Origin of the sequence: Pararoseomonas baculiformis, from assembly GCF_017813395.1 — a bacterium.
Taxonomy (GTDB): domain Bacteria; phylum Pseudomonadota; class Alphaproteobacteria; order Acetobacterales; family Acetobacteraceae; genus Roseomonas; species Roseomonas baculiformis.
This window is the reverse complement of the sequence record NZ_JAGIZB010000021.1, coordinates 1-25,337: the sequence shown is the minus strand read 5'-3', so window position 1 is coordinate 25,337 and position 25,337 is coordinate 1. Positions and strand designations below refer to the sequence as shown.

18 protein-coding genes, 1 tRNA gene and 1 pseudogene are annotated in these 25,337 nt (G+C 69.9%); 17 read left to right on the top strand and 3 right to left on the bottom strand.

Features of this window, described 5'->3' with window-relative positions; all coding sequences use genetic code 11:
- Positions 1 to 18 precede the first annotated feature (18 nt).
- The 5 genes from J8J14_RS18740 to J8J14_RS18720 all read left to right on the top strand — a co-directional run bounded on the left by J8J14_RS18740 (position 19) and on the right by J8J14_RS18720 (position 6,370).
- Complete coding sequence (locus J8J14_RS18740) at positions 19 to 672, top strand: hypothetical protein (RefSeq protein WP_209381077.1); 654 nt, start codon at positions 19 to 21, stop codon at positions 670 to 672.
- Between the two features lie 183 nt (positions 673 to 855).
- Positions 856 to 3,117, top strand: coding sequence for an ATP-binding protein (locus J8J14_RS18735; protein WP_209381076.1), 2,262 nt, complete (start codon positions 856 to 858; stop codon positions 3,115 to 3,117).
- Position 3,118: 1 nt separating this feature from the next.
- Positions 3,119 to 3,592: a response regulator gene (locus J8J14_RS18730; RefSeq protein ID WP_209381075.1), complete on the top strand. Its 474-nt coding sequence runs from the start codon at positions 3,119 to 3,121 to the stop codon at positions 3,590 to 3,592.
- On the top strand, positions 3,589 to 5,088 hold the full coding sequence (locus tag J8J14_RS18725) for an HWE histidine kinase domain-containing protein (protein WP_209381074.1): 1,500 nt from the start codon (positions 3,589 to 3,591) through the stop codon (positions 5,086 to 5,088). The genes J8J14_RS18730 and J8J14_RS18725 overlap by 4 nt, the downstream gene beginning before the upstream one ends.
- Before the next feature lie 82 nt (positions 5,089 to 5,170).
- Positions 5,171 to 6,370, top strand: a complete 1,200-nt coding sequence (locus J8J14_RS18720; RefSeq protein ID WP_408896310.1) for a M20 aminoacylase family protein — start codon at positions 5,171 to 5,173, stop codon at positions 6,368 to 6,370.
- A gap of 42 nt (positions 6,371 to 6,412) precedes the next feature.
- On the opposite strand, the gene J8J14_RS18715 is transcribed toward J8J14_RS18720, so the two are convergent.
- Positions 6,413 to 8,614, bottom strand: coding sequence for a PHA/PHB synthase family protein (locus tag J8J14_RS18715; protein WP_456307528.1), 2,202 nt, complete (start codon positions 8,612 to 8,614; stop codon positions 6,413 to 6,415).
- A gap of 228 nt (positions 8,615 to 8,842) precedes the next feature.
- Between J8J14_RS18715 and J8J14_RS18710 the strand changes: the two genes are divergently transcribed.
- The 9 genes and pseudogenes from J8J14_RS18710 to J8J14_RS18675 all read left to right on the top strand — a co-directional run bounded on the left by J8J14_RS18710 (position 8,843) and on the right by J8J14_RS18675 (position 16,559).
- Positions 8,843 to 9,346, top strand: a complete 504-nt coding sequence (locus J8J14_RS18710) for a hypothetical protein (RefSeq protein WP_209381073.1) — start codon at positions 8,843 to 8,845, stop codon at positions 9,344 to 9,346.
- A gap of 46 nt (positions 9,347 to 9,392) precedes the next feature.
- On the top strand, positions 9,393 to 10,622 hold the full coding sequence (locus J8J14_RS18705) for an LL-diaminopimelate aminotransferase (protein WP_209381072.1): 1,230 nt from the start codon (positions 9,393 to 9,395) through the stop codon (positions 10,620 to 10,622).
- Positions 10,619 to 11,905: a homoserine dehydrogenase gene (locus tag J8J14_RS18700; RefSeq protein ID WP_209381071.1), complete on the top strand. Its 1,287-nt coding sequence runs from the start codon at positions 10,619 to 10,621 to the stop codon at positions 11,903 to 11,905. Before J8J14_RS18705 ends, J8J14_RS18700 begins: the two co-directional genes overlap by 4 nt.
- Positions 11,902 to 12,906 (top strand): class II fructose-bisphosphatase, encoded by a 1,005-nt coding sequence (gene glpX / locus J8J14_RS18695; RefSeq protein ID WP_209381070.1) that lies wholly within the window; start codon positions 11,902 to 11,904, stop codon positions 12,904 to 12,906. Before J8J14_RS18700 ends, glpX begins: the two co-directional genes overlap by 4 nt.
- Positions 12,854 to 14,698 (top strand): single-stranded-DNA-specific exonuclease RecJ, encoded by a 1,845-nt coding sequence (gene recJ, locus J8J14_RS18690; protein ID WP_209381069.1) that lies wholly within the window; start codon positions 12,854 to 12,856, stop codon positions 14,696 to 14,698. The genes glpX and recJ overlap by 53 nt, the downstream gene beginning before the upstream one ends.
- Before the next feature lie 94 nt (positions 14,699 to 14,792).
- A complete protein-coding gene (locus J8J14_RS18685; protein ID WP_209381068.1) occupies positions 14,793 to 15,488 on the top strand; it encodes a hypothetical protein in 696 nt (231 codons plus the stop codon).
- A 70-nt stretch (positions 15,489 to 15,558) separates the two neighbouring features.
- Positions 15,559 to 15,634, top strand: a tRNA-Glu gene (locus J8J14_RS18680).
- A 151-nt stretch (positions 15,635 to 15,785) separates the two neighbouring features.
- A pseudogene (locus tag J8J14_RS25775) lies at positions 15,786 to 15,911 on the top strand (DUF6538 domain-containing protein); the annotation flags it as partial.
- A gap of 231 nt (positions 15,912 to 16,142) precedes the next feature.
- Complete coding sequence (locus J8J14_RS18675) at positions 16,143 to 16,559, top strand: hypothetical protein (protein ID WP_209381067.1); 417 nt, start codon at positions 16,143 to 16,145, stop codon at positions 16,557 to 16,559.
- 319 nt (positions 16,560 to 16,878) lie between these two features.
- Here the strand turns inward: J8J14_RS18675 and J8J14_RS18670 are convergent, their stop codons facing one another.
- A complete protein-coding gene (locus tag J8J14_RS18670) occupies positions 16,879 to 18,147 on the bottom strand; it encodes an efflux RND transporter periplasmic adaptor subunit (RefSeq protein WP_209381066.1) in 1,269 nt (422 codons plus the stop codon).
- A 205-nt stretch (positions 18,148 to 18,352) separates the two neighbouring features.
- On the opposite strand from J8J14_RS18670, the gene J8J14_RS18665 reads away from it, so the two are divergent.
- Both J8J14_RS18665 and J8J14_RS18660 read left to right on the top strand, forming a co-directional pair.
- On the top strand, positions 18,353 to 21,469 hold the full coding sequence (locus tag J8J14_RS18665) for an efflux RND transporter permease subunit (RefSeq protein WP_209381065.1): 3,117 nt from the start codon (positions 18,353 to 18,355) through the stop codon (positions 21,467 to 21,469).
- Between the two features lie 29 nt (positions 21,470 to 21,498).
- The gene (locus J8J14_RS18660) at positions 21,499 to 22,908 is read left to right on the top strand and encodes a TolC family protein (RefSeq protein ID WP_209381064.1); all 1,410 of its coding nucleotides are present in this window, start codon (positions 21,499 to 21,501) and stop codon (positions 22,906 to 22,908) included.
- 5 nt (positions 22,909 to 22,913) lie between these two features.
- On the opposite strand, the gene J8J14_RS18655 is transcribed toward J8J14_RS18660, so the two are convergent.
- The gene (locus J8J14_RS18655) at positions 22,914 to 24,323 is read right to left on the bottom strand and encodes a sensor histidine kinase (RefSeq protein WP_209381063.1); all 1,410 of its coding nucleotides are present in this window, start codon (positions 24,321 to 24,323) and stop codon (positions 22,914 to 22,916) included.
- 68 nt (positions 24,324 to 24,391) lie between these two features.
- Here J8J14_RS18655 and J8J14_RS18650 point away from each other — a divergent pair, with 68 nt between their 5' ends.
- Positions 24,392 to 25,084 (top strand): response regulator transcription factor, encoded by a 693-nt coding sequence (locus J8J14_RS18650; protein ID WP_209381062.1) that lies wholly within the window; start codon positions 24,392 to 24,394, stop codon positions 25,082 to 25,084.
- The last annotated feature ends 253 nt before the right edge of the window (positions 25,085 to 25,337 follow it).

Here is a 25,337-nt window from a genome sequence, read left to right as displayed (position 1 = left end):
GAGGCATTCTGCGGCCCAATGGCACCGATTCCCCCGACCACCCGACGCCGCGCCCTGGCCTCCTTCCTCGCCCTCGCCCCGCTGGCCGCCTGCGCGGAGCTGAGCCGGCCGAGCCATGCCTGGTCCCTGCCGCCCGGCCTGTTGCCGGCATCGCTGGAGCCCGGCCGGGCCGCGATCGGCACCCTGGCGCAGGACCTTCAGGGCGCGAATAGCGGCCTTTCCGGCCAGCCCGCCCGCGTGGCCCGTGCGGCCGCGCTGCTCGAATGGCTGGCGGTGGAGTTGATGAGCAATCCTCGCTGGGCGCCGATTCCGCGCGAGCTGCGGGCCGCGATCGGCCTGGCGAGGGACGAGATGCGCGGTGCCCTGGGCGCGGACCCTCTCGCCGCATCGCCGCGCCTCGCGGCAGCGCTGGCCTCGGCCCACCGGGCGTTGGCCGCTGGCAGCCGGGGCGCAGCCGAGCAGGTGCTGGCGGCCAGTCTCTTTCCCCGGGGCGGGGCGGCGACGCTGGGGCGGCTCGGCGATCCGGGCCCGTTGCCACAGGGCGAGATCGCCAGCGCCGCACTTGCCGAGCGCGTGCGGCTGCTGGATGAGACAAATGGCTGGGCGGCCGATTTCAACACCCCAGTCCCGCCGGAGCGGGGCGGGCGCGGCGCGCTGCCCTTCGGGATCTGACCAGCCCGCACGGCAAGGGGTGGGCGGCGCGGTTCGCAGTTCGTGATGTGCGGGATCGCGATCAGACACCATCTCGAGATTGGCCCGTCCATTTCAGACGGGCTAATGCTCCTTGCGCCCTCGCGATGGATGGACCGCTGAAGCCTTGAGAACATGTTTCCACCAAGGAGCAGCCACGCCGTAATGCGTGCCGAAGAGGAACCGTCCGGCGCCGACCCGATTCTGGGTTGTGACAGACTGCCGATTCATGTCCCCGGCAGCATCCAGCCGCATGGGCATCTGCTCGCCTTCTCGGCGGAGTCCCTCCTGCTGACCCATGCCAGCGAGGGCGCGGTCGCGGCGATCGGGGCGGAGCCGGAGGGGCGGATCGGTGATCCTCTCGACCAGATCCTGGCCGGGCCGGCGACGGAATCCCTTCTGGCTGCTGTGCGGCACCTCGGCGCGGCAGGGCCGATGCAACTCGGGCGGCTCCACACGCCAGGAGGGCAATACTACCAAGCGATCGGCCATCTAGCGCCGGACGGCCATGTGGTCTTCGAATTCGAGGAGGAGGCCTGCGGCAGCGGCGATTCCCCCACGCCGATGGATGTCCTCTATCCCGGCGTGCGCGACGCCTTCGCCCGGCTCGGGCGTGTTGCGTCGCCGGAGCAGCTCGCCAGTGCCGCAGCCGAGGCCGTCCGCCGCATCACGGGCTTCGACCGGGTTCTCGTCTATCGTTTCGAGGCGAACTGGGACGGCATCGTGATGGCGGAGGACGGGAACGGGCGGCTCCCTTCCTATCTCGGCCTGCGTTTCCCCGCCTCCGATATCCCGGCCCAGGCGCGGCGGCTGTACCAGCTCAACCCGCAGCGCCTCATCGCCGATGTGGACTACCGGCCCGTGCCGATCCTGCACGCGCCGTCCAGCCCGCCGCTCGATCTCACCTTCTCCACGCTCCGCAGCGTGGCGCCCGTGCATCTCGAATACATGCGGAACATGGGCACGCCCGCCTCCATGTCCGTCTCGATCCTGCGCGCCGACGGTTCGCTCTGGGGCCTCATTTCCTGCCACAATGCAACGCCGCGCCGTGTGCCTTTCGCTACGCGCAACGCCTGCGACCTGGTCGCCCAGATGTTCGCCGTGCGGATCGCCGCGAGCGAGGAACTCGCCTATTCGGAAGCCCGGGCGCGGCTGAAGGGGCTCGAGGGGCGTCTGCTCGCCCGGATGGCCGAGGCGCTCCAGTTTGAGGAAGGGCTGCTGGCCGTTCCGGCGGACCTGCTGACCCTGACGGGCGCGGCCGGTGCCGCAGTGGTGACGGAGAGCGGATGCCGGATCACGGGCCGCACGCCTCCCGAGGCTGAGGTCCGCCGCATTGCGGCCTGGCTCGCGGAGCAGGGCGGCCCCGAGGTGCTGGAGACGAGCTGCCTCTCCAACCTGCTGCCATGGACGGAATCCTGCGCGGATGTGGCGAGCGGGTTGCTCGCCGTTTCCGTCTCCAAGCTCTACCCGAGCTTCCTGCTTTGGTTCCGGCCGGAATTGGTCCGGACGGTGACCTGGGGTGGGGATCCCCGCAAGCCCGCCGAACCCGAGCCCACCCGCCTGCACCCCAGGCGCTCCTTCGCGGCCTGGGCCGAGACGGTCCGCAAGCGCTCGGCGCCGTGGTCGGCGGCCGAGGTGGAGGCCGCGCGCGACCTCCGCACCGCCATCATGGGCGTGGTGCTGCGGGCGGCCGAGGAGCGCGCCGAGCTGACCGGCCGGCTGGAGCGGGTGAACAAGGAGCTGGCCGCCTTCTCCTACTCCGTCTCCCACGACCTGCGGGCGCCCTTTCGGCACATCGTCGGCTTCGCCGAGCTGCTGCGGGATCGGGAGGGGGAACAGCTCAGTGAGCGGGGGCAGCGCTATCTCGGCACCATCGTCGAGGCGGCGGAGACGGCGGGGCGTCTGGTGGACGCCTTGCTGAACTTCTCCCAGATGGGGCGCACCGCCCTCGTGACGATGGTGCTTGATCCGGGACTGATCATCGCCGAGGTGCGGCGGAGCCTGGAGCCCGACATGGAAGGGCGCCGCATCGAGTGGCGGATCGGGCCCCTGCCGATGGTGCGCGCGGATCCGGCCATGCTGCGGCAGGTGTTCGAGAATCTTTTCTCGAATGCGCTGAAATACACGCGCGGGCGTGACCCCGCCGTGATCGAGCTGCAGGGCGAGCTGACCGGCGAGGACGCCGTCTTTCACCTGCGGGACAATGGCGCGGGCTTCGACATGGCCTATGCGCACAAGCTCTTCGGCGTGTTCCAGCGCCTCCACCGCGCCGAGGAGTTCGAAGGGGTCGGTATCGGCCTCGCGAATGTCAGGCGCATCATCGAGCGGCATGGCGGCCGCATCTGGGCCGAGGGAAAGCTCGGCGAGGGCGCCGCCTTTCATTTCACGCTTCCTCGCTCGGGCGTGCTTCCGGACCAGGACCCGTGAGATGGCGCAGCTGAGACCAATCCTCCTCGTCGAGGATAGCCTGAACGATATCGAGCTGACGCTGGCCGCGCTGGAAAGAAGCCGCCTTGCGAACCCGGTGCAGGTGGCCCGGGACGGGGTGGAGGCGCTGGACTTCCTGTTCCGCCTCGGCAACGCGCCCGATTCCATGCCCGGGCCCCTGCCGGTGGTGATCCTGCTGGACATCAAGCTGCCCCGCGTGGACGGGCTGGAGGTGCTGGAGCGCATCCGCGCGGAACCACGCACGCGGCAGGTGCCGGTGGTGATGCTCACCTCCTCGCGCGAGGAGCAGGATCTGGTGCGGAGCTACGGGCTGGGGGTGAACGCCTTCGTGGTGAAGCCTGTCGGGCACCGCGAGTTCTTCGAGGCCATTCGTGACATCGGTGCCTTCTGGGCCGTGCTGAACGAGCCGCCACCCACCCACTCCGGATCGCCTGAATCGGGAGCGGCGGAATGAGCGGTTCGGCCGCCATGGATGGCCGTCCCTGCCGCATCCTCCATCTTGAGGACAGCCCGATCGACGCGGAGCTGGTGCAGGAGCAGCTGGCCCGCTCGGACCTCGGCTGCGCCATCCAGCTCGTGGTCACGCGGGAGGATTATGCGGCCGCGCTGCTGGAAAGGGGCTTCGACCTGATCCTGGCGGATTACGTGGTGCCCGGCTTCGATGGCATGGCGGCTCTGGCCATGGCGCGCGAGATCGCGCCTGACACGCCCTTCATCTTCGTCTCCGGCACGCTGGGCGAGGAGGAGGCGGTGGAGGCGGTGCGCCAGGGGGCGACCGATTACATCCTCAAGCAGCGCCTGGCCCGCCTGCCGGTCGCGATCCGGCGCGCCCTGGCCGAGGCGCGCACCCGGCGCGGGCAGCGCGAGGCCCTGGCTGCCCTGCGGGAGAGCGAGGCGAGGCTGCGCGTGGCCCTTGATGCCGGGCGGCTGGGGGCGTGGGAGCTGGATCTGCGCACCCTCGTCCTGAAGGCCTCCGCCACCTGCCAGGCCAATTTCGGGCGCCCGCCCGGGGCACCCTTTGCCTATGCCGACCTGCTGGCCGCCATCCACCCCGATGACCGGGACCGGGTTCAGCAGGCGATGGCGCGATCGATCGCCGAGCGCCTGGACTACGACGCGGAGTACCGCGCCATGGGGTTGGACGGGGTGACGCGCTGGGTGCAGGTGCGCGGCCGCGCCATCCATGCCGCGGATGGCACGCCGGTCGGCATGGCCGGGGTCTCGCTCGACATCACGGAGCGCAAGGCGGCGGAGGAGCGGCAGCTCCTTCTCTCGCGCGAGGTGGACCACCGGGCGAAGAACGCGCTTGCCGTGGTGCAGGCCATGCTGCGGCTGACCTCGGCGATGGATGTGCCGAGCTATGTCCGCTCGGTCGAGGGGCGGGTCGCTGCCCTCGTGCGTGCGCAGACCCTGCTGGCCCGGGACAGCTGGGCCGGCGCGGATCTCCGCACGCTTCTGGAAGGGGAGCTGGGGCTCTTCCTTGAGGGGCAGGACCGGCGCGTGCGCCTGCAAGGGCCGCCTGTCTCCCTCCCGGCCACGGTGACGCAGCCCATGGCGATGGTGGCGCATGAGCTCGCGACGAACGCCGTGAAATACGGTTCCCTCTCGGTCGCGGAGGGAAGGCTCGACCTGTCCTGGGGGGTCGAGGAAGGCGGGGAACAGGTTTCGGTGCTGCGCCTGCGCTGGGCGGAGCAGGGCGGCCCGCCCGTCACCGGCAAGCCGAAGCGCCGCGGCTTCGGCTCGCGCGTGCTGGACGGCACCGTGCACGGGCAGCTGGGCGGCGAGGTACGCCTGGATTGGCGGCGGACCGGGCTGGTCTGCGAGGTGCTGGTGCCGCTGAGCCAGGCGCCGGAGGCGGTGCCCGGGCCGCAGGCGGTAACGCCCGCCATCCCGCAGCCGGCGCTGCATGCCCCGGTGATGCAGGACGTGCCGAGCGCGGCCGGGGAGTAGCCGCCCCACGCATCCCGGGCCATGTGGAGGTTGCGCTGCGCCTCTGGCACCATCGCGCGCGGAATCATCCGGAAGGACCTTCATGCTGCGCCAAGCCATCCTCGACGAAATCCAGGCCTATGCCGATGAGCTGATCGCGATCCGCCGCGACATCCACATGCATCCCGAAACGCGGTTCGAGGAGGTGCGCACCGCGGCCCTGGTGGCGGAAAAGCTGCGCGAATGGGGCCTGGAGGTGACGGAGAAGGTGGGCGTCACCGGCGTGGTGGGCACGCTGCAGGGCAGCCGGCCGGGCCAGCGCGCCATCGGCCTGCGCGCCGACATGGATGCGCTGTTCATCGAGGAGCAGAACAGCTTCGCCCATCGTTCCACCGTGCCGGGAAAGATGCATGCCTGCGGGCATGATGGGCACACGGCCATGCTGCTGGGCGCGGCCCGGTATCTGGCCGGGCATCGGGATTTCGCCGGCACGGTGCAGTTCATCTTCCAGCCCGCCGAGGAGGCCGCAACCGGCGCGCCGGCCATGATCCGGGACGGGCTGTTCGAGCGCTTCCCGGTGGATGCCGTCTATGGGATGCACAATTCGCCGGGCATCCCCGTGGGGCAGTTCGCCACCCGGCCAGGCCCGATCCTGGCCGGTTCCGACTTCTGGGGCGTGACCTTCCGCGGCACGGGCGGGCATGGCGGCGCCGCGCCGCATCTGGCGACGGACGCGACCGTCGTGCTGGGTCATTTCCTGCTGGCGGTGCAGACGATCCTGCCGCGCAATCTGAAGCCGATCGAGAATGCGGCGCTCAGCGTGGGGCATGTGGCCGGCGGTGCCTACAACTCCCCCAACGTGATGCCGGCGGAAGTGGTGGTGCGCGGCACGTCCCGCTACTTCCAGACCGAGGCGCAGGCGATCATCCGCCGCCGGCTGGGCGAACTGGCGGAAACACTGGCTGCGGCCCATGGCTGCACGGCGGAGTTCACCTATGAGCCGCTCTGCCCGCCGACGGTGAACGCGCCGGAGAAGGTGCCGGTGGCGCAGGCCGCCGCGGCGGCGCTGGTGGGTGCCGCGAAGGTGGGCGAAGTACCGCTGAGCACGGGCGGCGAGGATTTCGCCTTCATGCTGCAGGAAAAGCCGGGCGTGTTCATGCGGATCGGCAACGGGGTGAACCCCGATGGCAGCTTCCACAATGTCCACACGCCACTCTACGACTTCAACGACGCCGCGCTGGCCCTTGGCTCCGCCTATTGGGTGAGCCTGGTGCAGGAGGAACTCGGCCTCGGGGAAAGCTGAAGGCGGGCTTCCCCCGGCCCGACGGGCCGGGGGAGGGTGCGGTCAGTCGCCGGCCATCACCTTCACATAGCTGCCGGGTGCGTCCTCCAGCGCCGGCAGCGCGCCGGCACCGGGCTGGCGGGCCGGAGCCATGCTGCGGTCCTGCGCGGTGATCCAGCGCTGCCAATCCGGCCACCAGGAACCGGCGAATTCCGTGGCGTGCTCGAACCACTCGGCCGGGCTCTCCGGCGCCGGGCCGGTGCCGACCCAATGGCTGTACTTGCCGCTCTCCGGCGGGTTCACCACGCCGGCGATATGGCCTGAGGCCGCCAGCACGAAGCGCACGGGCCCGGAGAAGATCTGCGTGGCGCGATAGCTGCTCTTCCACGGCGCGATGTGGTCCTCCCGCGTGGCCAGCACATAGGAAGGCGTGCGGATCTCACGCAGATCCAACGCCACCCCGTCCAACTCGATGGCGCCCGGCTTCACCAGGTCGTTCTGCTGGTACATGCGGCGCAGGTAGAAGCTGTGCATCCTGGCCGGCATGCGCGTGGAGTCGCCGTTCCAGAACAGCAGGTCGAAGGGGAAGGGCTCCTGCCCCAGCATGTAGTTCTGCACCACGAAGGACCAGATCAGGTCGTTAGCGCGCAGCATGTTGAAGGTATCCGCCATCTCGGCGCCCTCGAGATAGCCGCGCTGGTTCATCTTGGCCTCGATGGCCTGCAGCTGCTCCTCGTCGATGAAGACGCCAAGCTCACCCGCCTCCTCGAAATCCAGCATGGTCGTGAAGAAGGTGGCCGAGGCAACCCGGTCGTCCCCCTTCTGCGCCATATGCGCGAGGGTTGAGGCCAGGAGGGTGCCGCCGAGGCAGTAGCCGATAGCATTGACCTGCCGCTCGCCGGTGGCCTTCTCGATCGCCTCCAGCGCGGCATAGGGGCCCAGGCGCATGTAGTCGTCGAAGCCCATCTCGGCCAGGCTCTCATCCGGGTTCACCCAGGAGCAGATGAAGACAGTGTGCCCTTGGCTGACGGCCCAGCGCACGAAGGAGTTCTTCGGGCGCAGGTCCAGGATGTAGAACTTGTTGATCCAGGGCGGCAGGATCAGCAATGGCCGCTTCAGTACCGTCTCGGTCGTCGGGCTGTACTGGATCAGCTCCATCAGGGCATTGCGATAGACCACCTTGCCCGGCGTGACCGCGATGTTCTCGCCGATCGAGAACTTGCTCTCGTCGGTCATGTTGATGCGCAGCTTGCCCTTTCCGCGCTCCAGGTCGGAGAGCAGGTTGGACAGCCCCTTCAGGAGATTCTCGCCACCGGTCTCGGCGGTCTTGCGCAGGACTTCGGGATTCGTGAGCCAGAAGTTGGTCGGGCTCATCGCATCGACGAATTGCCGCGTGTAGAAATCCACCTTCTGCGCGGCCTTCGGTTCCAGCCCCTCCGCCCCATGCACCAGATTGGTCACATAGCGCGAGGAGAGCAGGTAGGACTGCTTGATGAAGTCGAAGACCTCGTTCTCCCGCCAGGCGTCATCCTTGAAGCGCTTGTCGCCCTTGCGCTCCGCGATCACCGGCTCGGCCGCGCCGCCCAGCATGCGGCGCGCGGTGTTCTGCCAGAGCGTGAGGTAATCCTGCCAGAAGCCGATCTGCGCCTGCATGAGCCGGGCCGGGTTCGTCATCAACCGCGTCGTCATGTCCAGAAAGGCGCTGCCGATATTCAGCGGATCGGGATTGGGCGGCCCTTCGGCGCCGCCCTGGCGGCGCAGGAACTCGGCGACAATGCGCTGCCCGCGCTCCGCCACATCGGCCATGGTGCGGCTGACCAGGGCGGGATCGGGCAGGCGGAACCCGGCTTCGGCCGGCGTGGAGGGAGGCTGGGCCGCGGCGCGGGGTGCCTGCGGGGCCTCCTCGGGGGCCGGGCGGGCCGGCTCGGCAGCGCGGGCTGGCTCAGGCGCCTCGGCAGCGTGGGGCGGCTCAGCCGCCCGTGGCTGCGGGGCAGAAACCGGTTCCGGGGCAGGGGCGCCATCGGCGACCGCCATGGCGATCCGCGCCGCATCGGGTTCCACCGCCGGAACGGTCCCGCCGGGCGGGTGGGCCAACACCATCGGCGCCTGGTCGGCGGCGGCGAAATCCTTCTCCACAGCGGGATTCACGGCGGGCTTGCCCTTGCGCGGGGCAGGGGGGCTGCCCTCGGCCGGGCCGCCCAGCGCCGCGGCGCCGGCCTTCGCCAGCTCGGGCGGGGTCCGGCCCGTCTGCGGCTTCCTGCTCATGCTCGCGTCCTCTCCCTGGTCCGGGCTGGCGGTCCCGGCCGCAACATGCCGCGCCGGCGAAACCCGGCGTCCCGTTCTCCGGCTTCCGCCGCCCGCCATTCTGCGGCAAACCCCCCGGGAGAGGAGCGTGCAATGCGAGAGCAGGCCATGCCGTCCCGGATGGTTTCCGTCCGGTACAGGGAAGCTAGGGACCGGGAGGGAGCGAGACAAGCGCGCCCGGCCATGCGGATGGCCGCGTGCACCGCATTGCTGGCCCTCGCGGGCTGTGTGGGTTCCCCGGCCGAGGGACCTTTCGAGTTCTACCGGCAGATCTCGGGCGAGGCTCTGCAGGGCCGGCCGCTTCCGCCCGGGCTGGATGAACCGGGCCCGAAGCTGGGCAGCGTTCCGCAGCGCCCGGATCGCGGGCCCGCCGGCATCCGCGCGGAACTGTCCAGCCTCCTCGCCGCGAACCGGGCCGCCGCGGCCAATCCCCAGCCACCCGGCGGTCCCCTTCCGGAGCGCCCGCCTACCGAGGGGGCAGCCGTGGTTCCCGCCGCGCCGCCGCCGCCGCCGCGCCTCGCTCCCGCGCCGCCCATCGGCGCCGGCCCGGCCACGCTGCTGGTGCCGGGCACCGAGGCGCCACGCATGGACGAGGCCGCACCTGAGGCCCCGCCCGCCGAACTGACCGCCCCGCCGCCCCCCGGGCTTTCGGCGCCGCCCAGCTTCCCGCCGATCGCGCCTCGCGGCCTGTGATCGTCGCGGCTATCCTGTCCCTCCCAGACCGCCGAGCACCCGGACCATGAACGACGAGTTCCACCGCATCCGACGCCTGCCGCCCTATGTCTTCGCGGAAGTGAATGCCGCCAAGGCAAAGGCGCGCGCAGCCGCGGAGGACGTGGTCGATCTCGGAATGGGCAATCCCGACAGCCCCACGCCGCCCCATATCGTGGCGAAGCTTGTCGAGGCCGTGCAGGACCCGCGGACCCATCGCTACTCGTCGTCGAAGGGCATTCCCGGGCTGCGCCGCGCCCATGCGGCCTATTATGCCCGCCGGTTCGGCGTGAAGCTGGATCCGGAGACGGAGGTGATCGCCACCCTCGGCTCCAAGGAAGGGCTGGCGAACCTGGCCCAGGCCATCGCCTCACCGGGCGATACCATCCTGGTGCCGAATCCCTCCTATCCCATCCATCAGTTCGGCTTCCTGATCGCGGGTGCGAGCGTGCGCTCCATCCCCTACACGCCGGATGACGAGATGCTGCGCGCGATCGACCGCGCGGTTCGCCATTCCGTGCCCAAGCCGACGGCGGTGATCGTCAACTTCCCGTCGAACCCCACCGCGCTGGTGGCGGGCATCGAGTTCTACCGGGAGCTGGTGTCCTTCTGCCGGCGCCACGAGCTCTTCATCCTCTCCGACCTCGCCTATGCCGAGCTTTATTACGGCGCCACCCCGCCACCTTCGGTGCTGGAGGTGGAGGGCGCCAAGGATGTGGCGGTTGAGTTCACCTCCATGTCCAAGACCTACAACATGCCGGGCTGGCGGATGGGCTTCGCGGCAGGCAATCCGCGGCTGATCGCCGCGCTGACCCGCGTGAAGTCCTATCTGGACTACGGTGCCTTCACCCCGATCCAGGTCGCGGCCACCGCCGCGCTGAACGGGCCGCAGGATTGCATCGAGGAGATGCGCGTCCTCTACAGGGAGCGGCGGGACCTCCTGGTGAAGGGGCTGCACGCCGCCGGCTGGGAGGTGCCCTCGCCCGAGGCTTCGATGTTCATGTGGGCGCCCATCCCGGAGCGCTTCCGGCACCTGGGCAGCGTGGAATTCTCGAAGCTGCTGCTCGCCCGTGCCAAGGTCGCGGTCGCGCCGGGCGTGGGCTTCGGCGAGCATGGCGACGACCATGTCCGCATCGCCCTGGTCGAGAACAATCACCGCATCCGCCAGGCCTTGCGTGGCATCAAGACCTTCCTGCAGGGCGACAACGCCGCCCCTGCCATTGACGAGACCGTGAAAGAGGAACCCCTTCGCGCATGACACGTCCTCTCGCGGTTGCCGTCGCCGGCCTCGGCACGGTTGGGGCGGGTGTTCTTGGCCTGCTCCGGCAGAACGCGGATATCGTGGCGGCGCGCGCCGGGCGCCGGATCGCCGTCACCGCCGTGTCCTCGCGCGACCGTTCGCGCGATCGGGGAATCAGCCTGGACGGGCTACGTTGGTACGATGATCCCGTTGCCCTGGCGAATGATCCGGCGGTGGACGTCATCGTCGAAACCATCGGCGGCAGCGAGGGACCGGCGCGCGCGCTGATCCAGGCGGCGCTTGCCGCAGGGAAGCCGGTCGTCACCGCCAACAAGGCGCTGCTGGCCATCCATGGGGCGGAGCTCGCCGAGCTTGCCTCGAAGGCCAGCGTCCCGCTCGCCTTCGAGGCAGCGGTGGCCGGCGGCATCCCGGCCATCAAGGCTATCCGCGAGGGCCTGGCGGGCAACAGAATCACGCGCGTCACCGGCATCCTCAACGGCACCTGCAACTACATCCTGACCCAGATGCGCGAGCGCGGGCGGGAATTCGCCGAGGCGCTGACCGAGGCACAGAAGCTCGGCTACGCCGAGGCCGACCCCACCTTCGACGTGGACGGAATCGACGCTGCCCATAAGCTGGCCATTCTGGCCGCGCTCGCCTTCGGGCGCCCGGTGGATTTCGGCGCCGTGCATGTGGAGGGCATCCGCGGGGTTTCCGCGCTGGACATCAAGCTCGCGGAGGAGTTGGGCTACCGCATCAAGCTCCTCGGCATCGCCTCCTGCTCCGATGCGGGGGTGGAGACGCGGGTGCATCCCTGCATGGTTCCGGCTTCCCATCCTGTTGCCACGGTGGATGGCGTGTTCAACGCCGTGGTGGCCGAAGGCGACCATGTCGGCCGCGTGGTGCTGGTCGGGCGCGGCGCGGGTGCCGGGCCCACGGCCTCCGCGGTCGTGTCGGATCTCGTGGACATCGCCCGCGGCCGCCATACGCCGGTATGGGGCGCCGAATCCTTCTCCGCCCTGGCATCGGTTGGGATGGAGCGGCATTCGGGCGCCTATTACCTGCGCCTGATGGTGGTGGACCGGCCGGGCGTGATCGCCGACGTGACCGGTGCCCTGCGCGATGTGGGGATCAGCCTGGAATCCATGATCCAGCGTGGCCGCGCGCCGGGCGAGGCCGTGCCCGTGGTGCTGACCACCCATGACGCCAACGAGACCGCCATGCGCGAGGCCATCGCGCGCATCGCGGCGCTCGATGCCGTGCTCGAACCCCCCGCCCTCATTCGGATCGAAAACCCATGAGCCAGACCGCCTCCATCAACCTTGACGCGCCGCTGCAGAGCGACCGCAACCTGGCGCTGGAACTGGTTCGCGTGACGGAAGCCGCCGCGCTCGCCTCCTCCCGCTGGATCGGCCGGGGCGACAAGAACAGCGCAGACGGCGCGGCGGTGGATGCCATGCGCCGCGCCTTCGACAGCGTGGCCATCAACGGCACCGTCGTGATCGGCGAGGGTGAGATGGACGAGGCGCCGATGCTCTATATCGGCGAGAAGGTCGGCGCCGGCGGTCCCGAGGTGGACATTGCCGTGGACCCGCTGGAGGGCACCTCCATTACCGCGCGCGGCATGCCGAACGCGATTGCAACCGTGGCGGTGGCAGAGAAGGGCGGCTTCCTCCACGCGCCCGATATCTACATGGACAAAATCGCGGTCGGCCCCGGCCTGCCCGAGGGCGTCGTGCATCTTGATGCCAGTCCGAAGGAGAACCTGAAGAACCTGGCCCAGGCCCGGAAGGTTGCGATAGAGGACCTGGTCGTCTGCACACTGGACCGCGACCGCCACAAGGACATCATCCGCGCCTGTCGTGAGGCCGGGGCGCGCATCATGCTGATCCCCGATGGTGACGTGGCGGGCGTGGTCGCATGCTCGCAGCCCGAGGCGGGGGTGGACATGTATCTCGGCTGGGGTGGCGCGCCCGAGGGCGTGCTGGCGGCCGCGGCGCTGCGCTGCATCGGGGGGCAGATGCAGGGCCGCCTGATCTATGAAGATGAGGGCCAGCGCGAGCGCGCCCGTTCCATGGGCATCTCCGACCCGGACCGCATCTTCAACGTGATGGACATGGCGAAGGGCGACGTGATGTTCTCCGCCACGGGCGTGACCACGGGCGCCATGCTGCGTGGCGTGCGTCGCACCGTTACCGGCGCCATCACCCACTCCATCGTCATGCGCAGCAAAACCGGTACCGTCCGCTATGTCGAGGGGCACCACAACTTCACCATCAAGCCGAACCTACTCATTGGCTGAGGCGGGACTTCTGGAAGCCGAGGCACCGTCCGGGGCGGTCCTCGGCGTGGAGAGGAGCGTCACGGCCCGGCGCTGGGTCTGGCGCGCGGCGGATGCGCGAACGGGCCTGGCCATCGCGCAGCGGCTGGAGGTGCCGGAGCTGGTGGGGCGGCTCCTGGCCGCGCGCGGCGTCGGCGTGGAGGCAGCGGCCGATTTCCTGGAGCCCCGGCTGCGGGCGCTGATGCCCGACCCTTCCTGCATGCGTGACATGGACCTCGCGGCCGCGCGCCTGGCCCAGGCCGTGCGCTCGGGCGAGCGCGTGGCGGTCTTCGCCGACTACGATGCCGATGGTGCCTGCGCCGGTGCGCTGATGCTGCGTGTGTTGCGCGATCTCGGCGTGCCCGCCACCCATTACGTGCCCGACCGCATCAAGGAGGGCTATGGCCCGAACGCGCCGGCCATCGCCGCGCTCTGCGATGCAGGGGCGGGGCTGATCGTCTGCGTGGATTGCGGAATCTCGGCGCATCAGGCGCTCGATGCGGCGCGGGGCAGGGCGGATGTGGTGGTGCTGGACCACCACAAGGCCGAGGGCCCGCCGCCTGCCATTCTCGCCACGGTGAATCCGAACCGGCTGGACTGCGATTCTGGCCTTCGCGGGCTCTGCGCGGCGGCGGTGTGCTTCATGGCCGCCGTGGCGCTGCATCGGACCCTCCGCAAATCCGGCTTCTTCTCGGACCGGGCGGAGCCACCTTTGCTGGAGCTGCTGGACCTAGTGGCGACCGCCACGGTCTGCGACGTGATGCCGCTGACCGGGCTCAACCGCGCCCTTGTCTCACAGGGTCTCCGTGTGATGGCCCGGCGCGGGCGCCCCGGAATCGCGGCCCTGCTGGAGGTGGCAGGGGTGAAGGACGCGCCGAGCGCCCATTCCCTCGGCTTCGGCCTGGGGCCGCGCATCAACGCCTCCGGCCGGATCGGGGAGAGTAACCTGGCCCTGCGGCTCCTGCTGGAGGATGACCCGCTCGAGGCCCGCGCCATGGCCGAGCGGCTGGACATTACCAACCGCCGCCGCCAGGAGGTGGAGGCCGAGGTGATGGGCACCGCCCTCAGCATGGCCGAGCGGGGCATGGCGGCTGGGCATCCGGTGTTGCTGATCTGCGGAGAGGGATGGCATCCGGGTGTGGTCGGCATCGTTGCCGGCCGGGTGAAGGAGCGGTTCAACCGCCCCGCCCTCGTGGCCGGCGTCGCGGATGGGTTGGCCAAGGGCTCCGGCCGTTCCGTGCCGGGGTTGGATCTGGGGGCCGCCATCATCGCGGCCCGCCAGGCCGGGCTGCTGGAAACCGGCGGCGGGCACGCCATGGCGGCGGGCTTCAGCTTCCGCGCGGAGCGGCAGGAAGCCGTGCATGCCTTTCTGAACGAGCGGCTCGCGGAGGCCACGACCTTGCCCGACGCGGCGGCCCTGGTGGTGGAGGGCACGCTTTCGGTCGCCGCCGCCAACAACCTATTGGCCGCGCAGATCGGCAGGCTTGCGCCATTCGGCACCGGCAACGAGGAGCCGCTCTTCGCGATCCGGCACGCACGGGTGGTCCGCGCGGACCGCGTGGGAAAGGAGGGCGCCACCATCCGGCTGTTCCTGGAAGGCGAGGGGGGAGGGCGGCTGAAGGCGATCTGCTTCCGCGCCAAGGAGGGGCCGCTTGCCGAACTCCTGCTCAACGCGCGTGGGCGCCCGCTGCATCTTTGCGGCACCCTCCGTGCCGAGAGCTGGAATGGCGAGGTCTCCACCAGTCTTCATGTGCAGGATGCGGCACCGGCCTGAACAGTGAACGGGTTGTCCCAGCCCAGCTGGCGTCCTACCTCGCGGCCCGGGGCCCTAGGGGCTCCGCCGGATCGCCGGACCTCGTGGAGTTGCTATGCCGCCCAGCTATTTCCTCGTGCCCATGCTCCTCCTGGCGGGCTGCACCGGTAACTATTCGCCGGATACCTATTCCACCCGGGCCGTGCAGCAGGCGAATCCTGTGCAGCAGGGGGTCATTATCGGCGCGCGGGATGTGGCCATTGCCGCTGATGGAAACGCCGGCGCGGCCACGGGCGCGGCCGCCGGCGGGATCATCGGCGCGGCGACGCCGGGCAGCGGGCTCACCTCCGCACTGGCCGGGGTGGGCGGTGGCCTGATCGGCGGGCTCTTCGGCTCGGCTACTGAGCGGGTCGTCAATGATAATCGCGGCACAGAGTATATCGTTCGGAAGATCAACGGCGAGCTGGTGAACGTGACCCAGCGCGACATACCGCCGCTGCCCGTTGGAGAGCGCGTGCTCGTCATCGCCGGGCCTCAGGCTCGGATCGTCCGGGACTATACGGTTCCTGGCGCGGCTCCCCTTGCTGCTGGCCAGGCGCCTGCCTCGGTCGAAGCACCCGTTCGGGCCGAGCTTCCTCCCTCCGCTGTCTCTCCGCCCGTCTCCAGTGGCACGGCGCCGCAAGGTACGCCGCTGCCCCATGGCGAGAGCCCGGTTCGAAGCACTCTCCCGCCTGCCTCACCCACCGCCAGCGAAGCCCTGCCTTCCCCGCGAACGCCGCTTACGCCTCCGGAAGCGCCGCTGGCGCTTTGAGGGTGCTGGACGCGAGCCCCGGTCCGTTGTAGTCACCCCACCGCGCCGTGCTTCCGGCGCGGCTAGGCTCGTCCCGTTCGTCTAGAGGCCTAGGACGCGGCCCTTTCAAGGCTGCAACACGGGTTCGAATCCCGTACGGGACGCCAGCCGCTCCCCAAGTGGTTGAGGCACCAGCAAACACGATAAATCAGAGGCTTCCAGTGCGCCCGCTGCTACAAAGGGGTGCTACATCGGATGCCGCTCGTGACGTACCTTCATCGACATCCGCGAACGGGGATCTACTAGTTCCACCGTGCCGTACCGCCGGACTTGCGCGCCGCCCTTGGACGGCGCGAAATCGCGGAGTCACTCCGCACCAACCTCCCGACGGAAGCGAAGGTGCGCCTTTCAGGCGCTGCTACCAGGGCTGTGGCGGTGCTCGAGGCTGCCAGGAACCCCGGGGGTGCGGTTGCCCCGGATGGCTCGCCTCTCACTTCCCGGCCGTCATCGATTGCGGGACGCGGGACGCCCTTCACCAGAGCCGACGCGGAGCGGATCGCGGACGCCTACATTGCCTGGGCAGAAGAGCGGGACGCGAGGGCATACGCGGAGGGTGCGCTACACTCGATTGCCGCGGCGGAGAAGCTGCGACGCTTTCTTGAAGCAGCCGCCACGATGTGGCGCACCCACCGGCGCGAGCGCAACTGGGACATGGTCAGGCCGACTTGCCTCCAATGGCTTGCCAAGGCTGACATCCCCATCCCCAACGAGGTGGGGCCAGCCTACATGGCCGGTGCAGTGCTCCGCGCCTACGCCGAGATACAGGACCGATCCCTCGCCCAGCTCCTGAAGGCATGGCCGATCCTCGCGCCTCCAGAAGCGCCACCTCTCGCGCCACTCCTGCCGCCAGCCGGCGAGGTGGCAGGAGCACATCCGGCCGCGACGGGCGGCGAGCAGCCCGAGCCGCAGCCGGGCGTGACGCTGTCGCAGATGGTCGAGCTCTACAGGGCGGAGAGGGATCTCGCCGGAAAGAGCGCGGACGAGCTCGCTGCCGCGGCACGGCGCTCCGATGAGGTGCACGGGCTGGGCTGACCGGTGCGCAGCATCGGTAAGCTCGCGGTCGGGCGGTTCAAGACCGCGATGCTCGCCAAACCGGCGGTCCTAAGCCGCGCCGAGGCGGCTCTGCCCTTACCTGAGATTGTCGTGCGGCACGCCGGTTCGGCGAAGGCGCGTGTCCGCCGTGACCGTCGCGAAGAGCATGAGTCTGCTTTCGGCGACTTACGCCTGGGGGGTGAAGAACGGCTACCTTGCGGAGAACCCGTTCGCGGGCATGAAGCCCGCGCCTCGACGGGCTGGCCGCGACGGGAACTTTGCTTCGATCCACAACCAGCCTTGCTACACTGTCTCGTGGTCAGTCCGCGGTGGCGGCCCGGTCGATGAAGAGCGCACCACCAACCACCACGCGGGCACCCGTAGCGAGGCCGGACAGCAGCTGGACCTCGCCTCCCGCGCGCAGACCCGTTCGCACGGGACGAAGGATGAAGCGCGTATCATCCAGCGCCTCCCATACGGCGGCCTCGCCGCCGCGGTAGATAACAGCGGAGGCGGGCACGGAGGTCGAGCTCGCGGCGTCGCCGACAGTAATTCGGAAGCTCGCAAACATCTCGGGCTTCAGCACGCCTTCGGGGTCGTGCACGGCCGCGCGTACCGGCAGCCGCCGCGTGGAGGAGTCGAGTGCAGCGGCCACGTGCTCGATGCGGGCCGGGAAGACGCGCCCGGGCAGTGCATCCAGCCAGATCTGCACCTCCTGTCCCAGCCTCACCATCGGAGCATCGATTTCACGGACAGCGGCGACGAGCCACATCTCGGACAGGTCGGCGATGGTGAAGACGGGCTCGGCGCCGCCGGCGTTCAGCCACTGCCCGGGGCCGACACGCCGTTGCACGACTGCGCCGGACAGAGGGGCGGTGATCGGGACGACGGCATTGACCCGGCGCGTCCGCTCGATCTCGGCGATCGCCTGGGCGTCGCGGCCGAGCACGCGCAGCCGGTCGCGCGCGGCGGCCTGGGCTGCCTCCGCCGTCCGCTGGTCCGACAGCGCATTGGCGAGGTCAGCCTGCGCCTGTTCAAGGTCGCGGCGGGCGGCGGCGCGCGCAGTGAAAAGGTCCCGCTGCCGCGCTTCGTTCCGCCGCATCAGGTCCACCTGGATGCGCGCCTTTGCCAGCGCATCACCGGAAGCGAGCAATTCATTGGCCGCCTGGGTTAGATCTGTGGTTTCCACCTCGAACAGCACGTCGCCGGCGCGCACTGTCTGGCCTGCCTGGGCCACCACCCGGACCACCCGGCCGGTATAGGGCGGATAGACCGGCGTCGCGCGGTCCTCGTTGTAGGAGATGCGGCCCTCGGCCACGCGCTCTGGCTGGAAATCGCGGGTGCTGGCGGCCGCGATCTTCAGCAAACGCGCCTCGGCAGGGGAAATCCGGAAGCTGCCGTCGGGCAGGCGCCCGCCCGCGGAGGCAGCGGCGGCAGGGTTGACCACCGCCACGTGCGGCGCCTCCGCCAGATGCCAGCCAATCCCGGCAGCGACGACGGCGAAAGCAGCGGCCGTGTACATCAGCATGCTCCGATGGCGCCTCCCTTTGGCTCGCGGCGGCGCGGCGGGCGCCGCGACCTCGGTCATCGGCTGCGGGCCGGCCGGGACGGTTTCGGCAGGCGGGTTCACGTGCATGGTGGGGAACACCTTTCCTGGCGGATCTACGCGGTGATCGCGGCGCTGATGCCTTTTGAACGGCCCCGCTTACGGGCCGCTTACGCCCATACTTGACGCTTCCGCGGCGGCCGCGGCCCGGCCTATTGCCCGGCTCGACCAGATCCGGGAGGCGCTCATGCGTCAGATCGTCGCCATCGCGCTCGAGCGCCGCCCCCTCGTGCTGCTGCTTTTCGCCGTTTTCCTGGTGGTCGGTGCCGCCGGTTTCCTCAAGCTGAACATCGAGGCCTATCCGGACCCGGTGCCACCCACCGTTGTTATCGTCACGCAAAATCCTGGCCAGAACGCCGAGGAGATCGAGCGCACCATCACCATCCCGATCGAGGTGGCGATGTCGGGTCTGCCGAATCTCACCACCGTCCGCTCCACCTCGCTGTTCGGCCTTTCCGACGTGCGGGTGCAGTTCAACTTCAGCTACACCTACGACGAGGCAGTGCAGCAGGTGCTGAACCGGCTGGGGCAGCTCTCCGGCCTGCCGGACGGCGCTCAACCGGGGATTTCGCCCGCCTCGCCGATCGGCGAGATCATGCGCTACCGGCTCGTCGGCCCGCCGGGCTACCCACTCGAGGATCTGAAAACGCTGCAGGAATGGGTGCTTGACCGCCGCTTCAAGCGCGTGCCCGGCGTGATAGACGTGACCACCTTCGGTGGCCTGTCCAAGACCTATGCGGCGGAAGTGGACCTCGGGCGGCTGCGAGCCCTCGGGCTGAACCTGCCGGAGGTGGTGGAGGCGATCCGCAAGGCGTCCGTCAATGTTGGCGCGGGCACGATGAACCTCGGCGCACAGTCGCTGGTAGTGCAGGGAATTGGCCTGCTCCGCAGCGCCGATGAGCTCCGCAACGTCGTGCTCGGCAGTCAGGCCGGCGTACCCGTGCTGCTTTCAGATGTGGCGACAGTCAGCACAGGTGCGCTGCCGCGGCTAGGCGTTGCGGGCCATGAGCTGGACGACGATGTGGTACTCGGCACCGTGCTGATGCGTCGCGGCGAGCAGACGCTGCCGACCATCCGCGGGGTGCAGGAAGCCGTGGCGGAGATCAATGCCGGCGGGGTGCTGCCGCCCGGCGTGCGCATCGTCCCGCTCTACGACCGCGAGGATCTCGTTTCCACCACGACAAAGAAGGTGGTGAAGAACATCATCGAGGGCGTGATCCTCATCCTCGTTATCCAGTGGATGTTCCTCGGCGACTTCCGGGGCGCGCTCGTCATCGCGGCGACCATCCCTTTCGCCTTTTTCTTTGCTGTCATCCTGATGCTGACGCGAGGAGAGAGCGCAAACCTGCTGTCAGTCGGCGCGCTTGACTTCGGGCTGCTGGTGGATGCGACAGTGATCATGGTGGAGAACATCTTCCGCCACCTGTCGCTGGCCCGCCGCGCGCCCGGCGGACCGCACCCGGTCGCCAAGACCGTGCTGCGCGCTGCCGGCGAGGTCGGGCCGGCAATCTTCTTCTCGGCGCTTATCATCATCGCAGCGTTCCTGCCCCTATTCACCATGGGCGGGATCGAGGGCCGCATCTTCGGCCCGATGGCGAAAACCTACGCCTACGCCATCGCGGGCGCGCTGATCGCCACCTTCACCATCACGCCCGCCCTCTCGGCCACGCTGTTCCGGCCGGATACGGAGGAGCGCGACACGGCGGTGATGCGTGTGATCCGGCGCGGCTTCGACGCGACTTTCGCAGCCGGCATGCGCAGGCGCGTTGCGACCCTGGCGCTCGCCGCCGCGATGGTCGCCGGCTCGATGGGGCTGCTGTCACGTCTCGGCGCCGAATTCCTCCCTACCCTCGAGGAGGGCTCCATCTGGCTCCGGGCGACGATGCCAAGCACAATTTCACTCGAGGACGGGAACCCCGTTGCCAACCGCATCCGCCGCGCGCTGATGGAGTTCCCGGAGGTGATCACCGTCACCTCTCAGCAGGGACGGCCGGACGATGGCACCGATAGCGCCGGCTTCTTCAATGCCGAATTTTTCGTGCCCCTTATCCCCCAGGATCGCTGGATCACGGCGCATGACCGTGACGGGCTGGTGGCGGCGGTGAACCGGCGGCTGGCGTTGGAGTTCACAGGCGTCGAATTCTCCTTTTCCCAGACCATCTCCGACAACGTGCAGGAGGCGGCATCGGGCGTGAAGGGCGCTAACGCCGTCAAGGTGATCGGTCCCGACCCGGAAGTTGCATCGCGCCTCGCGGACGCCGTGCGGCGAGAGCTTTCGCAGGTGCAGGGGATCGCCGATCTCGGCGTGCTGCTCTCGGTCGGGCAGCAGACGCTCTCGATCACCGTCGATCGTAGCCGTGCGGCGCGGCAGGGCCTCACCGTCTCCGACATCAACACTGCCCTGGCCGCCGCGGTTGGCGGGCAGGAGGCAGGGCGCGTTTTCGAGCCCGGCGGCGACCGCAACTTCCCGATCATGGTCCGCCTGGCCGGGCGCTATCGCGACGGGCTTGAGGCGATCGGCCGTATCCCGGTCGGCAACGCCGCGACGCTCTCTGACGTGGCGCGGATCGAGCTGGTCTCCGGCCCTTCCTATATCTACCGCGAGAACTCGGCGCGCTACGTGCCCGTGCGCTTCTCGGTGCGCGGACGCGACCCGGCCAGCGCGGTGACGGAGGCGCAGGAGCGTGTCGCCCGCAACTTGTCCTTGCCGACCGGCTACCGGCTCGAATGGGTGGGTGAATTTCGAAACCTCCAGCTCGCCGTCGCGCGGCTGACGGTGGTGGTCCCGATCGCGCTCGCGATCATCGCCGTGCTGCTCTACGTCGCTTTCGGCCGCATCCGCGATACGGCGCTGGTACTCGCCATGCTGCCGCTCTCCATCTCGGGAGGAGTGCTGGCATTGGTTCTGGCCGGGCTGAACTTCTCGGTGCCGGCAGCGATCGGCTTCCTCGCCCTGCTCGGCATCACAGTGATGGAGGCGATCATCTTCCTCTCACACTTTCAACACCTGCGCGACCACGAGGGGATGGATTGGACGCCGGCGCTGGTGCAGTCCGGCTCGGACCGGCTGCGTCCCGTGATGATGACCTGCTTTGCCTCCTTCTGCGGTTTGCTGCCGATGGCACTTGCGACCGGCATTGGTGCCGACGTGACCAAACCGCTCGCCATCGTGGTGGTGGGTGGGATCGGCCTGGTTCCGCTCTTCATCCTCGTGGTGCTGCCGGCCGCGGTGGACCTTTTCAACCGCCGCGACGCACGCGCCGAGAACGAGGCGGGCGCCCGGGTGGCGCAGCCGGCCGAATGACACCCACTCGCCCGCACGGTAATCTGACCATGACACATACGATCCGCCCGCTGCTGCTGGGCGCCCTGCTCCTCGCGGCCGGCGGTGCCGCCGCTCAGCCGCGCCCGGAGCCGCCCCGCCTCGCCACGACCCAGCCACTACCGGCGAATGCTCTGACGCTCGCCGAGGCCGAGGCGCTGATGGTCGAGCGCAACCTTTCCCTGCTCGCCGCCCGGCGCGGGGTGGACATTGCTCGCGCGCAGCTCCTCGTGGCCGATACGCGCCCCGCGCCTGAGCTGGGTTACAGCCAGACCGTCGGCCAGATCGCCGAGGGGCAGCGATTCCGCAACGTACAGGGCGCGCGCGGCTACTCCCCGGTGCAGAACGCCTCCATCACGCTCTCGGTGTTGGTCGAACGTGGCGGCAAGCGGGAGCTGCGCACCCGCCTTGCCGAAGCACAGGTGACAGTGGCCGAGGCGCAGCTGCTGGACGCGCTTCGCGGCCAGATCTACTCGCTGCGCCAAGCTTTCCTGAACGGGCTGCAGGCCCGCGCCGATCTCGATGTGGCGCTTGCCAACCGCACGGCGCTCGACCGGACCGAGGCGCTGCTCCGCCGGCAGGTGCGCGAAGGGCAGGTGCCGGAGGTTGATCTGCTTCGATTCCAGGCGAGCCGGCTGCCCTTCGCGCAGGAGCTTGCCGCGGCGGCGCAGTCCTATGCGGCCGCCTCCGCCCAGGTCGCCGCCCTGCTTGGTGCCGACGCGACGCGCGTGGCCGAGCGTCGGGCCCCGGCGGGCGATCCGATGGCCGCGCTGCTCGCTCCGGTCCCGCTGGAACTGCGGGGCCGGCTGGATGTCGCACCCGCCGCGCCACCGGCACGCGAGGCGTTGGCGGAGGCGCTGCCGAACCGGCCGGACGTGCTCGCCGCCAGCCGCGGCGTCGGGGCAGCGGCGGCGAACACCCGCCTTTCCGAGGCCGCGCGCACGCGCGACGTGACACTGAATGGGGGTGTCACGCGGTCCGAGATCGCCACGGACCTGTCCGGAGGCGCGCGGGGCATCACCTCGCTCGGCCTCGGCGCCACGTTGCCGATCTTCACCGCCCGTATCACCGAGGCGAATGTCGCCGTTGCGGTGGCCCAGCAAGGCCAGGCGGCTGCGCAGGCGAGCAGCGCGCTGGCGGCGGCGCAGGCCGATCTTGCCACGGCCTGGGCCGGATACCGCCAGGCGCGCGCGCTGGTGGACCTTACCGCCGGCCAAGTGCTGCGCCGCGCGGAAGAGGCCTATAGTTCGACCGAGGCGGCCTATCGCGCCGGCGGTCGCACCTTGCTCGACGTGCTGGACGCGTTGCGCACGCTGAACGCCACGCGAGTCTCGGCCAATGCGGCGCGGGCACAGCTTCTGCTCTCCCTTGCGCAGCTCGAGCAGGCGAGCGGCGTAGCCGGGATCGCCCCGCGGCTCTGAGCGGGCTACTCGGGTGCCGCGTTGGCGGCGGCAGTCTCGGGCGCGAGCGGGAGGGTCACCGTGAAGACCGCCCCGCCGCCGGGATTGTCCCCCACCTGCACGCGGCCGCCATGGGCGCGCGCGATTCGTTCCACGATGCTCAGCCCGAGGCCAAGGCCGCGCCGGTGGGTGTCGCCTGCCCGCCAGCGCCGCCGGAACACCAGCGAACGTTCGGCGATCGGCACGCCGGGACCGCGGTCGCTTACCGCCAGCACCGCCTCGGCGGCCGGGCGGCGTTCATCGAGCCCGATCTCCACCGCGGTGCCGGGCGGCGAAATAGCCAGCGCATTCTCGACGAGGTTTCGCAGCACGCGGCCGATGGAGTCTCGGTCGCCACGTACCGGCAGCGGGCCGTCGCGTCCTGGGCCGATCACGCTGCGCCCCTCGCGGGCGAGCGAGGCGAGACGCGGCACCGCCTCCGCGACCAGCGCGGCGAGGTCGAAGCTGTCATTGCCCACGGGCACGTCGCTCGCCGCTTCTGCCGCCTCCAGCAGGTCGCCGACGAGACGCGATAGTTCCTCGACATCGCGCCGCAGCCTGTCCCGGGCGGGTCCTGGATCGAGCAGGTCCAGCTCCGCTTGTATGATCGCCAACGGCGTGCGCAGCTCATGGGCCACCTCCTCGGAGAAGCCGCGCTGCCAGGCGAGCGCGTCATCCAGCCGGTCTAGCCCGCCATTCACCGCCGTGATCAGCGGCCGCACCTCCACGGGCATCGAATCGAGCTCAAGTCGCGCCGCGCCGCCCTGGCCGATCGCCCCGGCCTGCTGTGCCGCGCGGCGCAGCGGACGCAACATCAGCAGCAGCAGCCCGGCATTGGCCCCAAACAGGAGCAGCGCGCCGACCGCAAGCACCAAAATGGTGGGTCCGAGCGCGGCGATCGGCACCTCATCGAGGACGACGTAGGACCGGCTCATATCTTGCGCGATCTGCAGCCACAGCCGCCCCTGCGGCGTCTGCACATCCTGGGTGACGCCCCAGAGCAAGCTGCCATCCTGCCCGGTCTGGAAGGAGGCGAGGGGCGTGCCTTCCTTCAAGCGCGGCAGGCCGGGTTCGGCGCCTGAGGAGGTGGCGATCAGCCTTCCGTCGGAGGCGAGCAGGGCGTAGCGCATGGAGCCGGTGGCGCTGTCGAAGCGGCGCGCGGTTTCCGGGGAGAAGGGGCGCGCGAGCCCAGGCGGACCCTCGCGCCCGAGTCGCTGGATCACCTCCGCGCCGGCGGCAAGAATGGCGCGCTGATGCTGCAGCCAGACCACCCGGCTGAGTGTCTGGTGCAGCACGAAGGCGCCGATGAACAGCGCGACCAGGCCGATACCGGCATGGATCAGCGCGAGCTGGCGGATTAGGCTTGGGCTCTGGCGCCCTGGCGCGACGGCTGGCATTTCCCATCCTACGCGCCTCCCTAGGTATTCCCCAAGGGCGGCCGGCGTCGCAGGGCAGGGACGGGCGCATGCGGGTGCTGCTGGTCGAGGACAACGAACGCCTGTCGGCGCTGCTGGCCGAGGGGCTGCGGCGCGCCGAGTGGGAGGCGCATGGGGTCTTCTCGTTGGAGGAGGCCGAGGGCGCGCTGCTGGTGGGTGAGTACGACGTGGTGGTGCTCGACCGTGGGCTGCCGGACGGGGATGGGCTGGAGCTGATCCGCCGCATCCGCAACCGGCCAGGCGCGCCGCCGGTCATCGTGCTCACCGCCCGAGGCAGCGTGAAGGAGGTGTGCGAGGGGCTCGACCTCGGCGCCGACGACTACATGGTGAAACCTGTATCACTGGCCGAGCTGGTGGCGCGGCTGAATGCGGCGCGGCGGCGCGGGTTCACGGCGGTGCCGGCGATCACGCTCGGCTCGCTGAGCTATGACACCCTCTCCCGAAACATCACGATCGGCGGCGAGCCCTTCGACCCGCCGCCGCGAGAGAGGACGCTGCTGGAGGCACTCTTGCGCGCAGCACCACGTCCGGTCGCGAAGGAGACCCTGGAGGCGCGGCTCGGCGGGCTAGGCCGGGCTGTGCAGGCGAACGCGGTTGAGGTCTACATCCACCGGCTTCGCCAGCGGCTGACGACGCAGGCCGGCGACGTCGCCATCCAGACTGTGCGCGGGCTGGGATACCGGCTAGCCCGGGCCGGTGACCCAACGCCGGACGGCATCTGACCCGGGCGTCAGAATGTGCTTGGGATGCGAAGCGCTCAAAGGTGGACCGGCCCGCGGTCGGCGTTGTAGGCGGGGTTGACCGCGATCTGGTAGTTCAACGCGGCGTTCAGGCCGGGCGCGTGGCGGGTGTCTTAGCTCGACTTTGGCCATTTGAGCTGAGGAGAGGCGGCGGAGCGGGCTGACCGGCTAGGGTGGATGCGTCCCCGCCAAGAGACGCCGCCATGCTCTGCCTGCCGACCCGCTTCGCCGCGGT